General features: G+C 39.6%; 14 protein-coding genes and 1 tRNA gene. All 15 read left to right on the top strand.

What is annotated here, in order from left to right:
* The first annotated feature begins 119 nt into the window (after nucleotides 1-119).
* The 15 genes from A2536_06550 to A2536_06480 all read left to right on the top strand — a co-directional run bounded on the left by A2536_06550 (nucleotide 120) and on the right by A2536_06480 (nucleotide 14,525).
* A complete protein-coding gene (locus tag A2536_06550; protein ID OGF45528.1) occupies nucleotides 120-1,760 on the top strand; it encodes a hypothetical protein in 1,641 nt (546 codons plus the stop codon).
* 283 nt (nucleotides 1,761-2,043) lie between these two features.
* A complete protein-coding gene (locus A2536_06545; protein ID OGF45527.1) occupies nucleotides 2,044-2,652 on the top strand; it encodes a hypothetical protein in 609 nt (202 codons plus the stop codon).
* A gap of 43 nt (nucleotides 2,653-2,695) precedes the next feature.
* Nucleotides 2,696-5,467 (top strand): isoleucine--tRNA ligase, encoded by a 2,772-nt coding sequence (locus tag A2536_06540; protein OGF45526.1) that lies wholly within the window; start codon nucleotides 2,696-2,698, stop codon nucleotides 5,465-5,467.
* A gap of 4 nt (nucleotides 5,468-5,471) precedes the next feature.
* Nucleotides 5,472-5,957, top strand: a complete 486-nt coding sequence (locus A2536_06535; GenBank protein OGF45525.1) for a signal peptidase II — start codon at nucleotides 5,472-5,474, stop codon at nucleotides 5,955-5,957.
* Entirely contained in the window at nucleotides 5,947-6,681 is a 735-nt protein-coding gene (locus tag A2536_06530) for a prolipoprotein diacylglyceryl transferase (GenBank protein ID OGF45524.1), read from the top strand. Before A2536_06535 ends, A2536_06530 begins: the two co-directional genes overlap by 11 nt.
* Nucleotides 6,681-7,589 carry an RNA pseudouridine synthase gene (locus tag A2536_06525; GenBank protein ID OGF45523.1) on the top strand — a complete coding sequence of 303 codons (909 nt, stop codon included), beginning with the start codon at nucleotides 6,681-6,683 and terminating at the stop codon, nucleotides 7,587-7,589. Before A2536_06530 ends, A2536_06525 begins: the two co-directional genes overlap by 1 nt.
* 229 nt (nucleotides 7,590-7,818) lie before the next feature.
* Nucleotides 7,819-8,448 (top strand): methyltransferase, encoded by a 630-nt coding sequence (locus A2536_06520; GenBank protein ID OGF45522.1) that lies wholly within the window; start codon nucleotides 7,819-7,821, stop codon nucleotides 8,446-8,448.
* Nucleotides 8,449-8,512: 64 nt separating this feature from the next.
* Nucleotides 8,513-8,935, top strand: a complete 423-nt coding sequence (locus A2536_06515) for a hypothetical protein (protein OGF45521.1) — start codon at nucleotides 8,513-8,515, stop codon at nucleotides 8,933-8,935.
* Nucleotides 8,936-9,101: 166 nt separating this feature from the next.
* On the top strand, nucleotides 9,102-9,641 hold the full coding sequence (locus tag A2536_06510; GenBank protein OGF45520.1) for a hypothetical protein: 540 nt from the start codon (nucleotides 9,102-9,104) through the stop codon (nucleotides 9,639-9,641).
* An 87-nt stretch (nucleotides 9,642-9,728) separates the two neighbouring features.
* Nucleotides 9,729-11,036 carry an ATPase gene (locus A2536_06505; GenBank protein OGF45519.1) on the top strand — a complete coding sequence of 436 codons (1,308 nt, stop codon included), beginning with the start codon at nucleotides 9,729-9,731 and terminating at the stop codon, nucleotides 11,034-11,036.
* Between the two features lie 186 nt (nucleotides 11,037-11,222).
* Nucleotides 11,223-11,522 carry a hypothetical protein gene (locus tag A2536_06500; GenBank protein OGF45518.1) on the top strand — a complete coding sequence of 100 codons (300 nt, stop codon included), beginning with the start codon at nucleotides 11,223-11,225 and terminating at the stop codon, nucleotides 11,520-11,522.
* 319 nt (nucleotides 11,523-11,841) lie between these two features.
* Nucleotides 11,842-12,087, top strand: coding sequence for a hypothetical protein (locus tag A2536_06495; GenBank protein ID OGF45517.1), 246 nt, complete (start codon nucleotides 11,842-11,844; stop codon nucleotides 12,085-12,087).
* Between the two features lie 196 nt (nucleotides 12,088-12,283).
* The gene (locus A2536_06490; GenBank protein OGF45516.1) at nucleotides 12,284-13,504 is read left to right on the top strand and encodes a hypothetical protein; all 1,221 of its coding nucleotides are present in this window, start codon (nucleotides 12,284-12,286) and stop codon (nucleotides 13,502-13,504) included.
* Between the two features lie 113 nt (nucleotides 13,505-13,617).
* Nucleotides 13,618-13,701: transfer RNA gene (locus A2536_06485), tRNA-Leu, on the top strand.
* Nucleotides 13,702-14,105: 404 nt separating this feature from the next.
* Nucleotides 14,106-14,525 carry a hypothetical protein gene (locus A2536_06480; protein OGF45515.1) on the top strand — a complete coding sequence of 140 codons (420 nt, stop codon included), beginning with the start codon at nucleotides 14,106-14,108 and terminating at the stop codon, nucleotides 14,523-14,525.
* Nucleotides 14,526-14,686: the final 161 nt, after the last annotated feature.

The following is a 14,686-nucleotide window of genomic DNA, read 5'->3' as shown; positions in this document are numbered from 1 at the left end:
TACCTGCAAAGATCTTGTCTTCCCGGTATTTCGAAGACAAAACAACTTTATATTTTTCTGTAAAAGTAGTAATAATAAGCTACATATAACTGGGTGTTTCATAAAAAAGGAAAAAGAAAATGAACCGTAAAACTATCAAAACACGTAGTCTGAAAATAAAATATCCAAAGCTGGCAAAAGAATGGCATCCTGTAAAAAACGGTAAACTGACTCCCCGTGATATTACTCCGGGAAGCGGCCGGAAAGTCTGGTGGAAATGCGTGAAAGGGCATGCCTGGGAAGATACGATATCTCATCGGCGCAGAGGGGATGGCTGTCCGTATTGCAGCGGTCACAGGGTTTGCAAAGAGAATTCTCTTGCGGCAAAAAACGGTAAGCTGGCAAAAGAATGGCATCCTGTAAAAAATGGAAGCTTGACTCCGCGTGATGTTGTGAATGGTTCCAACAGAAAGGTGTGGTGGTCCTGTGAAAACGGGCATGAATGGCAGACAAATGTAGGTGATAGAAGTATTGGAGGAAGAGGCTGTCCATATTGCAGCGGAAATAAGTTTTCCAAAGAAAGAAGCCTCGCGCTTTTATATCCGGAAATAGCCGGAGAATGGCATCCCAGAAAAAATGGTAAACTGACTCCTTTTGAGGTCAGCTCAAAAATAGTATTAAAAGCCTGGTGGAAATGCAGCAAAGGGCATGAATGGAATGCGAGAATAGCCAATAGAACCTCTCTTGGGCGCGGTTGTCCTTACTGTTGTAATCAGAAAATTGATAAGAACAATTGCCTTGCCGCTGTAAATCCAAAGCTGGCAAAAGAATGGCATCCTGTTAAAAATGGAGAATTGACCCCTTATGATGTGCCTCCGGGGGCTGGCAGAAGAAAAGTCTGGTGGATTTGCAAGTCTAAGCATGTCTGGAAAGCAGTAATTGCCAGTAGAAATGCCGGTGCCGGATGTCCATATTGTTCACACTTTAAAGCAAGTCCTGAGACTTCTCTTGCCGTATTGAACCCAGGGCTGGCAAAAGAATGGCATCCGACAAAAAACGGGGAATTAACTCCTTGTGATTTGACATCCGCGTCTAGCAGCAAAGTCTGGTGGAAATGTAAAAAAGGCCATGAATGGAATGCTGCAGTTTCCAGCAGGAGTAAGGGATCGGGTTGTCCTTATTGTTCGGGGTATAAAATAGCGAGGGAGGCAAGTCTTCAGGTCTTGAATCCCCTGTTGGTTCGGGAATGGCATCCTTCTAAGAATAACAGTTTTACACCTTATGAGGTTTCACCGGTATCTCAGCATAAAGTATGGTGGATTTGCAGTAAAGGCCATGTTTATGAAATGTCAGTACAGAAAAGAAATAAAGGGGTCAAATGCCCGTATTGTGAGAATAGGAAAGTTTGTGACGATAATTGCCTTGCTACAGTAAAGCCTGAACTTGCAAAAGAATGGCATCCTGTAAAAAATGTAAAATTAACTCCAAAAGATGTAACCCTGAGCTTCTCAAAAAAAGTCTGGTGGAAATGTAAAAGCGGACATGAATGGGAAGCTCCAGTAAGACTTAGAAAATACTACGGCTGCAAGGAATGTTATATAGCTTTGATGGCTTCCCTGCGGAACCGGGGAGGGTCCGTAGGCGGAGGAATAGCGGGAGAGCTGACTCAAAAACTGAGAAGAAGGACGACAAAAGGTTCAAAATATAAAGGTGATGTCAGTATTAACGCACCTTTTAAAAATCTGGCAAAAATATTAAAGAAATCAACAGGAAATGATTAAACACGTTATCCCGGGGTAAACCCTGCAAACCAGGTGTTGCGCTCCTCGCGGGCTCTTGGATTGAAACGTTGCAATTTAGGTATTATGTCTTCCATAATTAACTGCTTCTTTAAATTGTTCCTGCATATAGATTATCTTGCCGGTTGACGGTTTCTTTTTTGCGCGGTGATAAATATACTTTACTTTGCTTTCACATTAGGAAATTAGAGAATTAAAGAGTATTTGCAAAAAGCGTATATAATATGGTAAAATCAGGGGTAAATTGTATGTTTGGAGGCGCTAGATGAATATAGATTTTTTAGAGATATTTAAATCAAGTTTTACGCTTGTTATATTACTGCTTTGTTCTGTCCTGGCGGTTACTGCTTTTATCGAAAGATGGTGGTACATTAGAAAGTGCAGTATTGATACAAGCAAGTTTATGGAAAAAATAGAGTTGTTTATTGAAAAGAATGCCTACGATGAAGCTATAACACATTGCGATAAAAATCCTGTTCCAATATCAAATGTAATAAGAGTGGGAATAATAAACAGGAAGAAGGATAAAGCTGATATAGGCGAACTGATGGAATCTAAGAAGATGGAAGAAAGAGTAAAAATGGACAGCTGGCTTGGCATTCTCGGAACGCTTGGTAATGCTTCTCCTTTTATCGGACTCTTTGGTACAGTAGTCGGAATTATTAAAGCATTCCAAGATCTGGCAAAATCAGGTTCAGGCGGACCGACTATAGTTGCAAAAGGTATTGCGGAAGCTCTTGTTGCAACTGCCGGCGGTCTGGTGGTCGCAATTCCCTGTGTAATAGCTTATAACTATTTCCAGCGCAAAATAAAAGTAATGACTGTAGAGGTTGATGTTGCAATGAAAAGATTACTGGTATATCTGAATAAATAGCTGACCTTCCGGAAACAATAAATCCTTTTAAAGGCGAATAATTATGGATTACAGTAAAACAATAAATCTTCCAAATACTTCTTTTCCCATGAAAGCCGGGCTGCCTCAGAGGGAGCCGGTAATACTTGATATCTGGGATAAGGAAAAACTTTACGAACTGATACGCGAAAAAAGAGCGGGGAATGAAAAGTTTATCCTGCATGACGGGCCGCCTTATGCTAACGGCGATATTCATGTCGGTACTGCTTTAAATAAAGTACTGAAAGATATGGTGATAAAATATAAAACTATGAAAGGTTTTGACTCTCCCTACATTCCCGGTTGGGACTGTCATGGTATGCCTATTGAACATAAAGTAACGGAAAAACATAAAATTGAACACACCAAAGAGGGCTTGCTGAAATTCAGAGGAGCTTGCCGTGATTATGCCTTAAAGTATGTCGAAATTCAGAAAAAACAGTTTAAGCGGCTGGGAATACTCGGAGAATGGGAAAAGCCTTACTTGTCTCTGGATCATAATTACGAAGCGGCTATCGTCGGAACCTTTGCGCGCCTTGTAAAAGAAGGTTATATTTACAAAGGCCTGAGACCCGTACTCTGGTGCATGACGCACAAAACAGCTCTGGCAGATGCTGAAGTGGAATATGCAGATGAAACTTCCCCGACAGTTTATGTTAAATTTCTTCTTAAAAATAATATTAAAAATATCTGTCCGGAAACTGACGGGAAAAAAGTAAGTTTACTTATCTGGACAACTACCCCTTGGACGCTTCCGTCCAATCTGGCTATTTGTCTTAATCCTGATATTGATTATGCCGTTGTAAAAATAAAAGATGAATATATAATTCTTGCCGCCAATCTTGTAAATACAGTTCTGGAAAAAGCAAAAATTACCGGTTTTACCGTGGTAAAAACAGGTGTTAAAGGCGCAGTTCTGGAAAAGCTTAAATACTTTCATCCGTTTATGGGGTGGGAAGGTCTTGTGATACTTGGCGGGCATGTTACGGATCAGGACGGTACAGGCTGCGTGCATACGGCTCCCGGACACGGAGAAGATGACTTTTTTATTGCAAAAAAATACGGTATAGCCCCGCTTAGCCCGCTTGATGATGCCGGCAGATTTACCTCAGAGGTTAAGCTTTTTGAAGGAAAGAAAGTATTTGAGGCGGATCCTCTGGTGATTGAACTTTTAAAAGAGAAAGGGGTCTTGCTCTATGAAGAAAAGATAATCCACTCCTACCCTCATTGCTGGCGCTGCAGAAAGCCTGTTATTTTCAGAACGACGGAACAATGGTTTTTGAATGTTGAACATAAAGATCTGAGAAAGAAGATGATTGCTGCTGCCGGGGGCGTAAAATGGTATCCGGCTGTAGGGGAAAACAGGCTGAAAGGCATGCTTGAAAGCCGGCCTGACTGGTGTCTTTCGAGACAGCGATATTGGGGCGTTCCAATCCCTGTTATATACTGCGAAAAATGCTTTGAACCGGTTCTTGAAGAAGGGGTATTGAGCAAAATTACCGGCATTATAGGAAAAGAAGGGAGCGAAGCGTGGTTCTCCCGTGAAACATCGGAATTCCTTCCGGAAAAATATACCTGCAAAAAATGCGGAAGTTCGGAGTTTAAAAAAGACACAAATATCCTGGATGTCTGGTTTGACTCTTCCTGTTCTCATTTTGCAGTTTTAAAAAATAACCCGAAGCTTGACTGGCCTTGCGAGATGTATCTTGAAGGTTCGGATCAGCATCGAGGATGGTTTCAGGTTTCGCTCATTACTGCGATGGCACTGGAAGGCAAGCCTTCTTTTAAAAATGTTTTAACTCACGGTTATGTCGTGGACGGTGAAGGCAAAAAAATGTCAAAATCCCTCGGTAATTTAATTACGGGGGAAGAGGCCTGCAAAAAATACGGCGCTGATATAGTCCGCCTCTGGGTGGCGGCTTCTGATTACACCGATGATATCCGTTTTTCGGATGAGATACTTGCCAGGCTTATGGATGCCTACAGGAAAATAAGAAATACGGCGAGATACTTAATCTCCAATCTTTATGATTACAGGCCGGGGGAAAAAGATCCCTCCTATGAGCAGCTTACAGATCTGGATAAATATATGCTTCACCGGCTGGAAGAAGTAATAAAAGAATCAACCGGACATTATGATGAATATGAATTTTATAAATTCTATCAGGCAATCTATAATTTTTGTGTGGTAGATTTAAGCTCTTTTTATATGGATATTCTAAAAGACCGCCTTTATGTGAATGCTTCTGATTCTATTATCCGAAAAGGTTCTCAATTTGTTATGTATAGAATACTGACGGCGTTGACTAAAATGACGGCGCCGGTCCTTGTTTATACTTCTGAAGAGATATGGCAGGAACTCAGAAAAATAGGCGTGCCTGAGAAAAGTGTGCATGCTTCTGATTGGCCTGTGGTTTCCGAAAAGTATATAAACAATGAGATAAAAACAAAGTATGAAAAAATAATAGCGCTTCGATCGGAAACTCTGAAACTGCTTGAGGTTCTCAGGAATACAAAAGTAATCGGTCATCCGTATGAAGCAAAAGTTGTTGTAAATACGGCTTCTGACGGGGATTTTATGCTTTATAAACAATATGAAAAAGAATTGCCGGGTATTTTCATAGTTTCGCAGGTGGAAGTTATAAAAGCGGATAAGAACCTTGTAGAAGTAAAAAAGGCGGATGGTGTTAAATGTGAAAGGTGCTGGAATTTCAGCGCTACAGTGGGAAAAGACAGCGCGCATGCCTCTCTATGTGAAAGATGCGTGACGGTTCTCAAGGAGACTAAGCAATACTGACTTTATGTGGATTTACTTTGTAATAACAGGGGTTATTTTACTTGATCAGGCGGTAAAATATTTTGTGCAGCACCGCATGTATTTAAACGAATCCATTTCTGTAATTGGAGAGATTTTTCGTATTACCTATATTATGAACAAAGGCGCTGCTTTCGGTATGCTTTCGGATTTGGATGCGAGAATCCGTATACCTTTTTTTCTTATCATTGGTTTTTGTTTTCTCGGGTTTGTCTTCTATTACTTTAAGAAAATACTTGTAGAGGGTGTTCTTGCCCGGCTTTCTTTTTCTCTTATTATAGGCGGTGCAGTGGGAAATCTGATTGACAGGATCACTTTTCAGGGTCAAGTCAGGGATTTTATTGAATTGGGGATAAATGCCCGGTACAAATTCGCGGTATTCAATATTGCCGATGCTGCAATTTCGACAGGGGTTTGTCTGCTTATAATACATTTCATGACAGGCTCTAAAAAGGAACAAAATGTATCCTGAACTTTTTAAAATAGGTTCTTTGACCATATACTCTTACGGTTTATTTGTAGCCATAGGATTTTTAGCCGCTACTTATATCGCGGGACGCCGTGCCAAAGCAGCCGGAATTCTGCCCGAAAAAATAATGGATATAAATATTTATACTTTTCTGGCGGGCATAATAGGGGCCAGGATTCTATATGTGTTGACCGAGTCAAAATATTATATGAAGTCTCCGGGAGAGATACTTAAAATCTGGGAAGGGGGTTTGGTGTTTTACGGGGCACTTATCGGAGGAGTACTCTTTTATTTCTGGTATGTAAAAAGGCAAAAACTTGACGCTTTGCTTGTCGGGGATATTATAATTCCGGCGGTAGCTCTCGGGCAGGCGATAGGCAGGCTGGGTTGTTTTATGAGGGGGTGCTGCTATGGCAGGGAGAGTAATATATTTGGGATTGTCTTTAAGGATATCAGAGAACCCCGCATTCCGACACAACTGATAGAATCAGCTGCAGTTTTAGCCGTCTTTTTCTTTCTTACATATAGAAAGCCTAAATTTAAAGGGGAGATATTTGCTTTATATTTAGTAATGTATGGAACAGTAAGGTTTTTAATAGAGTTTTTAAGAGGAGATGAAAGAGGTCCTGTATTCTTTAATCTGCTCTCGGTCTCGCAATTTATAAGCCTTTTTGCTGTTCTCGCAGGCGTTATTTTTTACAGGCGTTTTAAAGCAAAAAACACCTGATGCAAAATATTGTTTTTGAAACAGAAAAAAATGAAACAGGAAAAAGGGTGGATATAATAGCTGCAAAGCGGAGCAATAATTCCAGGGCTGCAACCGGGCGCTGGATTTCAGCGGGAACTGTTCTGGTAAACGGCAAACCGGTAAAACCAAGTTACAAGCTTAAAGAAAATGATACCGTTGTTATTAATATCCCAAAACCCGTACCTTTGGATCTTATCCCGCAAAACATCTCACTTGATATTATATATGAAGATAATGATATCGTAGTTGTCAATAAACCGGCGAAAATGGTGGTTCATCCTGCGGCAGGAGTGCCTGACGGCACTTTAGTCAATGCCCTGCTCTTTCATTGTAATAAATTATCAAAAGAAGGAGGAGTCGTCCGCCCGGGGCTGGTACACAGGCTGGATAAGGACACTTCCGGAGTGATAGTTGCCGCAAAGAATGACTATGCGCATAGAACAATTTCCAAACAATTTAAAGATAGGAAAGTTGACAAAATCTATAAGGCTCTGGTATGGGGGAATTTTGAAATAAAAAGCGGGTATATTGATGTTCCGATCGGAAGAAGCGAGTCAGACAGGAAAAAAATCGGAGTAAAGACAAAAAAAGCCAGAGATGCCTATACAGAATACAAAGTCCTGGAACAATATGAAAAAACAGCCTTACTTGAAATAAAAATAAAAACAGGCAGAACGCATCAGATAAGAGTTCATCTGGCGCATATCAAACATCCCGTTGTAGGTGATGCTGTCTACGGAAAAAAAGACGCAAATATTGACAGACAAGCATTACACTGCTTTTTCTTAAGCTTTACTCATCCTGTTACAGGAAAAAGAGTGGAATTTGAAGCAGAATTACCTGAGGATATTAAAAAAGCCGTTATGTTTTACTCGGTTTGGAAATAACGGAGGGGCTTTGAAAATAGAATAAAATGAATGAATTTCCAAGTATTATGCTTGGAAAGAGTGTTTATATCCGGAACTGACTGCCTGGATATAAGAATACAATTGACTATCAAAAATATTTAAAGTAAAATTGAAAAGCATCATTGAAGAAATAGTCTGATTTTTACAAAGAAGAAAAAATATGATACCTGTTGTTTGGGTATTAAAGTAAGAAAAGGGGGAATATTCGATGGCAGACTTTAAGGAAATTTCTGACGCAGTAATAAAAGGGCAGGCACCAAAAGTGAAGGAGCTGGTACAAAAAGCAGTAAACGAAAAGGTTACTGCCAGCGATATTCTTCAAAAAGGTCTTATTGTCGGGATGGGTTTTATCGGAGAAAGATTCAAAAAGAATGAGGTCTATGTCCCGGAAGTTCTTATTGCAGCGAGAGCTATGAAAGCAGGTATGGAAATATTAAAACCCCTGCTTGCAACTGCAGGTGTTCAACCTCTCGGGGTGGTTGTTCTGGGTACCGTAAAAGGCGACTTGCATGATATTGGTAAGAATCTTGTAGGAATGATGCTTGAAGGCGCGGGTTTTAAGGTTGTTGACGTTGGTATTGATGCGTCTCCGGAAAAGTTTATTAATGCGACGAAAGAAAGCAAAGCATCCGTTATTGCTATGTCAGCGCTTCTTACCACTACCATGGTAGCCATGAAATCGGCTATTGAAGAACTGAAAAAAGCAGGTGTTACTGCGAAAGTAATGATCGGCGGCGCTCCGGTTACTCAGGCTTATGCGGATGAAATAGGAGCTTCGGGCTATGCGCCTGATGCTGCGAGCGCGGTTGACAAAGCAAAAGAATTATTAAAAAAGTAATTGATCAGTTATTTAACCGTATGAGTGGGGATAAAAGCTCCACTCATACTTTTTTTAAGGGGCTATGACAATAAAAAATGGGGACATACTTTTTGGAAATATAGAAAAACTTTTATCTTACGGCGCATTTGTTGCCCTTCCTGAAGGTAAAAGCGGACTGCTTCATGTTTCGGAATTTAAAACGGGTTTTATCGGAAATATCAAAGACCATCTAAGTGTCGGACAAGAATTAATGGTGAAGGTAATTGGTATAAATGAGGAAGGAAAGATTTCTTTGTCTTTGAAGGCTCTTGAGAAAACAGATTCTTTGGCGCTTTCTTCAACGGAAGAAATAAGACCTTCCCGGTTGTTTGGAAGGACCGGAACGGCGATAAATGAAGATAAAGATTTTGACGAACAGCTGAAAAAGTTTTCAAGAAGGAATATGGAAAAAACAGCCGATATTAAAAAGCAATTCTACGGAAAAACAGGAAAACGCCGCAAATAGCAGTTGTGAAATGAATGAAAACATTTGCTTCAAGTATTTTAATCGAGATATGTCAGTAATAATTTAAAATATTTCATTGTGCATTCGCATCTTTCAAGATATCTGTTACCCTATTGCCTCTTCCTTTTTCTTAAATTTCGACAGATACTATGAGTTGACCGATACAATGACCTGCTCCAAAATCCTTGTAGAATTTAACGCCGGCGCGAACATGGTATTTATTGACCCGGCAAAAGGCCCTATCTTCTACGAACAGTCCAGACGGGAAAACAATCTTAGTGTTACCCGAAAGATTCTGGAACACAATAAGACCATAAAGGAAAAGTCCGTAGTAATTATCGGCTGGTGGATGCCTCTTATCCTGGTAGAACAGGAAAAAGACAGATTGTTGCAGAATTCGGACATAGAGTATATTTACTATCCCGATGAAACCTTGATTAAGGACTGGCAGACCAAGAATATCAAAGTCTATTACATCTCCGATCTGAAAAGATTCATAAAGAAGATGGGGAAGATAGACATAGAGATAAACGCAAATATGCCATTATTGAGAGCCTGTTTCTACGTCAGTCGAGTTAAAATAACATTTCTCACATTAAAGTATTACGGCTACAATTTCCTTATAAATGTTATAAACTCATTAATATCAGTTTATCGTCATACATTCGCGCATTGCAGTACTCTTATTCGCTTGAAAAAGTGTTAATTAATACATTTATTCAATTGAAAAAGTGTGATTTGTGGTGTAAAATGTTGTATCAATAAAGCTTTATGGGTGAAGATGGAGGTCGAAATGAAAAGATCAGCAATGAAGGAGCTTTTAGAATGGAAAAAAAAGACGGGCCGTAAGCCTTTAATAATCAGGGGTGTCCGTCAATCCGGTAAAACCTGGCTTATGAAAGAGTTTGGAAAAACCCACTTTAATAGCTTTTCCTATATAAACTTTGACAATAATTCAAGAATGCAGAAACTTTTTTCCGGAGATTATGACATCAAGCATATAATAAGCGGACTCGAACTGGAATCCGGAGTTAATATTAACCCGGAAAACACACTGATTATACTGGATGAAATCCAGGAGTGTGCCTCTGCCATCTCCTCGCTAAAATATTTCAACGAAAACGCCCCGGAATATATGATAGTTGCCGCAGGAAGTCAACTTGGAATAGCCCTTCATAGCGGTGCTTCGTTTCCTGTCGGAAAAGTAGAATTCCTTGAACTTTTCCCGATGAGTTATTTTGAATTTATCAGAGCTGCAGAAAAAGAAAAACTTCTGGGTCCGGTTGATGCCGGTGATTTTGGTCTTACAAATGCATTTAGCGATAAATATATTGAGCTCTTGCGCAATTATTATTTTACAGGCGGCATGCCGGAAGCGGTTGCAGAGTTTATTAATACCGGGAGTTATGAAAAAACAAGACAGATACAAAAGAATATACTGCTGGCGTATGAACAGGATTTTTCAAAGCACATTCCGGCGGGTGTTGTTCCAAGACTACGCATGCTGTGGAACTCCATACCTGCCCAGTTATCAAAGGAAAATCATAAATTTATTTATGGGCTTATCCGTCACGGTGCAAGAGCTAAAGAGTATGAAACTGCTTTAACCTGGCTGAGTGATTACGGTCTGAGCTCGGGAGTAAAAAGGATAAGAAAACCCGGTATTCCCTTAAAAGCTTACGAGGATAACTCGATATTTAAACTTTACATTTCTGATGTGGGATTGCTCGGAGCCTTGTGCGGGCTAGATGCGAAGAGTCTGCTTGAAGGTAATAGGATCTTTACGGAATTTAAGGGTGCTCTTTCTGAACAGTATGTTTTTCAGGAACTTAAAACACTTAAAGATATTCATATTTCCTATTGGACTGCAGAAAAAGGTTTGGCTGAAGTTGATTTCATAGTTCAGTCGGAGGGTAAAGTTATCCCGTTCGAAGTTAAAGCAGAAGAAAACCTTAAAGCAAAAAGTCTTAGATCCTACCGTGATTTATATAAACCCTCGATTGCCGTGCGCGCTTCGATGTCGGGATTCAAGAAAGATCAGGGATTGCTCAACATTCCTTTATATTTAATCTCCTGTTTTCAGCGTATTATCAGGCAATGAAAGGAATTTCTTGAATTATTTATGCTAACAGATTGCTGAAAAACTCTTTTTAAGATTTTTTCAGCTGCAATTTTTATCATTTTACCCGCCATTCGAGAGCAAATGGCGAGGTATCAGGCTGCTTAAAGTCCATTATTTTAGTTTTTCAGCAGCCTGCTAAGTGTTTTTGCGGTTTAAAGGAGGTTTATGAAGGAAAAAAAAGTTAAAAAAGTAGAGAAAAAATACGCTAAACCTTTATCTGTTGTTCAAATTGAAGAGCACAGTAACGGGTATGTAATAACTTATCCTAATCCTGCTGATGAAGGTTATATTGCGGATGTATTCGAGACAAAAGAAGGATTGTCAGATAACCCTGGATCAAACGAGGATTGTAAAAAAGCAAGGGATCTTATTTTCAATATTATTAATGCGCTGGGTCTCTCCGGATATTATTTTGATATTGAATGCCATGGAAAATACGATTATACTTCCGAAGAAAAGAGTTAAAAGGCAATTTAACGTGAAAACTATCGACTTTTTAAGGGATTTATTGTATATTGGTAAGACCTTTTATAGAAAGAGTTCTTGAAAATAGAAAATCGAAAATGGATCGCAATTGGCCTTACCTTGGTCTAATTTCGACTATCGATTGCTCAATTGCTCTGTAAATTTTGCTTTACAAAATTTACGCCGGGGTGGTGAAATAGGTAGACACAAGGGACTTAAAAGCTTAAATAGCTGTTCTGTCGCTTTCCATATAAATGACAAAGGATTCAGCCAAATATGCCTTAATTGAAAGACTAACATTAAAATTTGGAGGTGTAGAATGAGATTAATTCAAAAACTAATCATGGGATTTATTAGTGTTGCTTTATTGATGTTAGTTGTTAGTATTGTTGCTGTATTATTTGACACCAGAATTGAAAAAAACATTGAGAATATAATAGAGGGAAATATTAAAGAAGTAATAGGGACAACCGAAATTAACATACTTAGGGGACAGCGACGTTTAATATTGACAAATGCCGGTAAGTGGGGAAATAAGTATAACCGGAATAAGAGGATACTTTGATATAAGCGGGAAGGAATGGAAAGATTATATCAAAGTTAAGGATGCTTCGGGGTTTGTAGGCGAAATAACGAAAGCAACGAATATGAGCAGGTCAGTGGGCTCTGATGTCCCCATGACACCTAGATGCTTAATACAATTTGCTCAAAGCATTGAGTAAATTGTTGACACCAAAAACGATAAAATGTTATAATCCGAAATGATAAGATATGTAAGAAAAGAACTATATACCAAGCTGGCTAAAAGAATAGCAGACAATTCGTGGCTAATACAGGCGATTGTCGGACCGAGGCAGATCGGGAAAACAACACTGGTATTGCAGTTATGCGCAGCAATGAAAGAACACAGTATTTATAAGACTGCGGATGCGCCGGTTATCCCGGAGGAAAAATGGATTGACGAATGCTGGGCGGAAGCAAGAAACCTGCTTAAAAACAAAAAGCGTGTATTACTTGTAATAGACGAAATTCATAAAATAGAGAAATGGAGTAATGCGGTAAAAAGAAACATTGATTATGATAATAAAAATGGAAATAAAATTAAGGTAATAATACTGGGTTCGTCATCACTGTTAATGCAGAAGGGCTTAACCGAGAGTTTAGCCGGGAGATTTGAATTACACAAGCACCATCATTGGTCGTATCGCGAATGCAGTGAGTGTTTTGGGTTAAGCTTGAAACAGTACTTGTATTTTGGAGGATACCCCAAGGCATTAACATTTTATAAGGATCAGGAAAGATGGTCCGCATATGTAAGAGATTCAATAATAGAAACTGTAATATCAAAAGACGTATTGCTTATGTCTAGTATCAGCAAACCTGCGCTATTGAGGCAGGTTTTCGGGTTGTGCGCGTCTCATCCGGCTCAAATAGTAAGCTATCAGAAGATGATCGGCCAACTGAACGATGCAGGGAACACAACGACTGTGGCATCATACATAAACGTACTGTCGAGTGCATTTATGGTAACTTCTCTGGAAAGATACAGTGGAAGCAAAATTAAACAAAAAGGTTCTATCCCGAAAATAGTGCTCTTTGACAACTCAATAGCAAATGTTTTGTCTGGCCGGGATTATAAAGCCGCAACACAAGATACTGAGCATTGGGGGCATCTTGTGGAGAACGCCGTAGGCTCAGTGCTTTATAGCCTGTGCAAAGAAAAAGGAGCAGAAATATTTTATTGGCGGGAAAGGGATTACGAGGTAGATTACATTGTAAAATACGGGGATAAGCTTATTGCAATTGAAGTAAAATCCGGAAAGAAGATAAAAGACCTTTCAGGATTAAATATATTCAAAGACAGGCATGAAAAAGCAATATCACTGGTTATTTCCTCCACAAAAGAGCATATAGAAAATCATAAAATAATAGACTTAGAAGAATATTTATTAAACCCAGAAATAGTATTTAATATACGGTAATAGTTGTGGGCGACAATTTGTGGGCTGAAAAACAGAGTCAAGATGGCAGAAATCTGGCAGTTAGACAAGAAATGCAATGAGATAAAAAATGAAAACCATATAGAATAATAGTTGCCGGGGTGGTGAAATAGGTAGACACAAGGGACTTAAAATCCCTCGGTCGCAAGGCCATGGCGGTTCGATTCCGCCCCCCGGCATAAAATTGCTTGCAATTTTATGGAGCGATAGCGGTCTATTCTCGATTTTCTATTTTCGAAAAGTCTTTTTGCGGTTCTCCGCCAAAGAGCCGGCTATAAAGAAAAGAATATTCGGTTTTGTTCTTACCGCGCATCCAAACCTCCGAACCTCTAAGCCTCCTGAATGGGCGTTCTTGCCCTGCATTTCAGGCACTCTTACCCTGAAGTCCTTCTTTTAAAATGTTTGCCATAAGCGTCTGATAACGCTCAAGTATTACGATTCCTCTTTTTATATATAATCATTTATACCTTTCTCAACTCTCGATTCTCGACTTTCTATTTTCTGCTTCACTGGCATATTTTTTGCTTTAATAATAGATAGAAGTGAAGAAATGCGGTATTCCGCAAAAGAGAGGTGATATCAAATGCAAAAAAATAAAAGAGGGTTTACCCTGATTGAACTGATGATTGTTGTTGCGATCATCGGGATCCTTGCGGCTGTTGCGATTCCCAGATTCGCGCAGATGCTTGACAAATCCAGGGAAGGCGCAACAAAAGGCAACCTGTCAGCTATCCGTTCCGCTATTTCGATTTACTACTCGGAAAAGGAAGGCGTTTGGCCGGCAGACTTGTCTACAGGTTTTACCAGCTACCTTTATCCGATTCCGCCTGCAAAGGCAAATCAGCTGGGAAATGTATCAGATGTAACTTTAGCAGCTGACATTCCGTCAGCTCCCGGAGTGGGATGGGCGTATGTGACTACTGCAGGTGCGACTTATGTTGGCAGCGTGTTTGCTAACAGCACCGCAACAGACACCAAAGGTGTCTCGTTTACAACATATTAATATAAATGAAAATACCGCCGGTTTTGCCCAAAGCCGGCGGTATTTTTTTTAAATATCCTCCACTGTCTCTGATTTTCGTCTTTAGCCCAAGTTCCGCTGAATTAGGCATATTTAGACTCATTTCCCTTATTTAAAGCCTTTTTTTATTAAAGGTCTGTACC

It is taken from the genome of Candidatus Firestonebacteria bacterium RIFOXYD2_FULL_39_29, from assembly GCA_001778375.1.
In the GTDB taxonomy this organism is placed as follows: domain Bacteria; phylum Oederibacteriota; class D2-FULL-39-29; order D2-FULL-39-29; family D2-FULL-39-29; genus D2-FULL-39-29.
Note: the sequence above shows the minus strand (reverse complement) of the source record. Positions and strands in the feature narration are given on the sequence as shown.

Bases quoted from the DNA above. Each gene is read 5' to 3' on its own strand.
- A2536_06540 (OGF45526.1), top strand. From the start codon at position 2,696: ATGGATTACAGTAAAACAATAAATCTTCCAAATACTTCTTTTCCCATG.
- A2536_06530 (OGF45524.1), top strand. From the start codon at position 5,947: ATGTATCCTGAACTTTTTAAAATAGGTTCTTTGACCATATACTCTTAC.
- A2536_06500 (OGF45518.1), top strand. From the start codon at position 11,223: ATGAAGGAAAAAAAAGTTAAAAAAGTAGAGAAAAAATACGCTAAACCT.
- A2536_06490 (OGF45516.1), top strand. From the start codon at position 12,284: ATGATAAGATATGTAAGAAAAGAACTATATACCAAGCTGGCTAAAAGA.
- A2536_06520 (OGF45522.1), top strand. From the start codon at position 7,819: ATGGCAGACTTTAAGGAAATTTCTGACGCAGTAATAAAAGGGCAGGCA.
- A2536_06495 (OGF45517.1), top strand. From the start codon at position 11,842: ATGAGATTAATTCAAAAACTAATCATGGGATTTATTAGTGTTGCTTTA.
- A2536_06515 (OGF45521.1), top strand. From the start codon at position 8,513: ATGACAATAAAAAATGGGGACATACTTTTTGGAAATATAGAAAAACTT.
- A2536_06510 (OGF45520.1), top strand. From the start codon at position 9,102: ATGACCTGCTCCAAAATCCTTGTAGAATTTAACGCCGGCGCGAACATG.
- A2536_06525 (OGF45523.1), top strand. From the start codon at position 6,681: ATGCAAAATATTGTTTTTGAAACAGAAAAAAATGAAACAGGAAAAAGG.
- A2536_06550 (OGF45528.1), top strand. From the start codon at position 120: ATGAACCGTAAAACTATCAAAACACGTAGTCTGAAAATAAAATATCCA.
- A2536_06505 (OGF45519.1), top strand. From the start codon at position 9,729: ATGAAAAGATCAGCAATGAAGGAGCTTTTAGAATGGAAAAAAAAGACG.
- A2536_06480 (OGF45515.1), top strand. From the start codon at position 14,106: ATGCAAAAAAATAAAAGAGGGTTTACCCTGATTGAACTGATGATTGTT.
- A2536_06535 (OGF45525.1), top strand. From the start codon at position 5,472: ATGTGGATTTACTTTGTAATAACAGGGGTTATTTTACTTGATCAGGCG.
- A2536_06545 (OGF45527.1), top strand. From the start codon at position 2,044: ATGAATATAGATTTTTTAGAGATATTTAAATCAAGTTTTACGCTTGTT.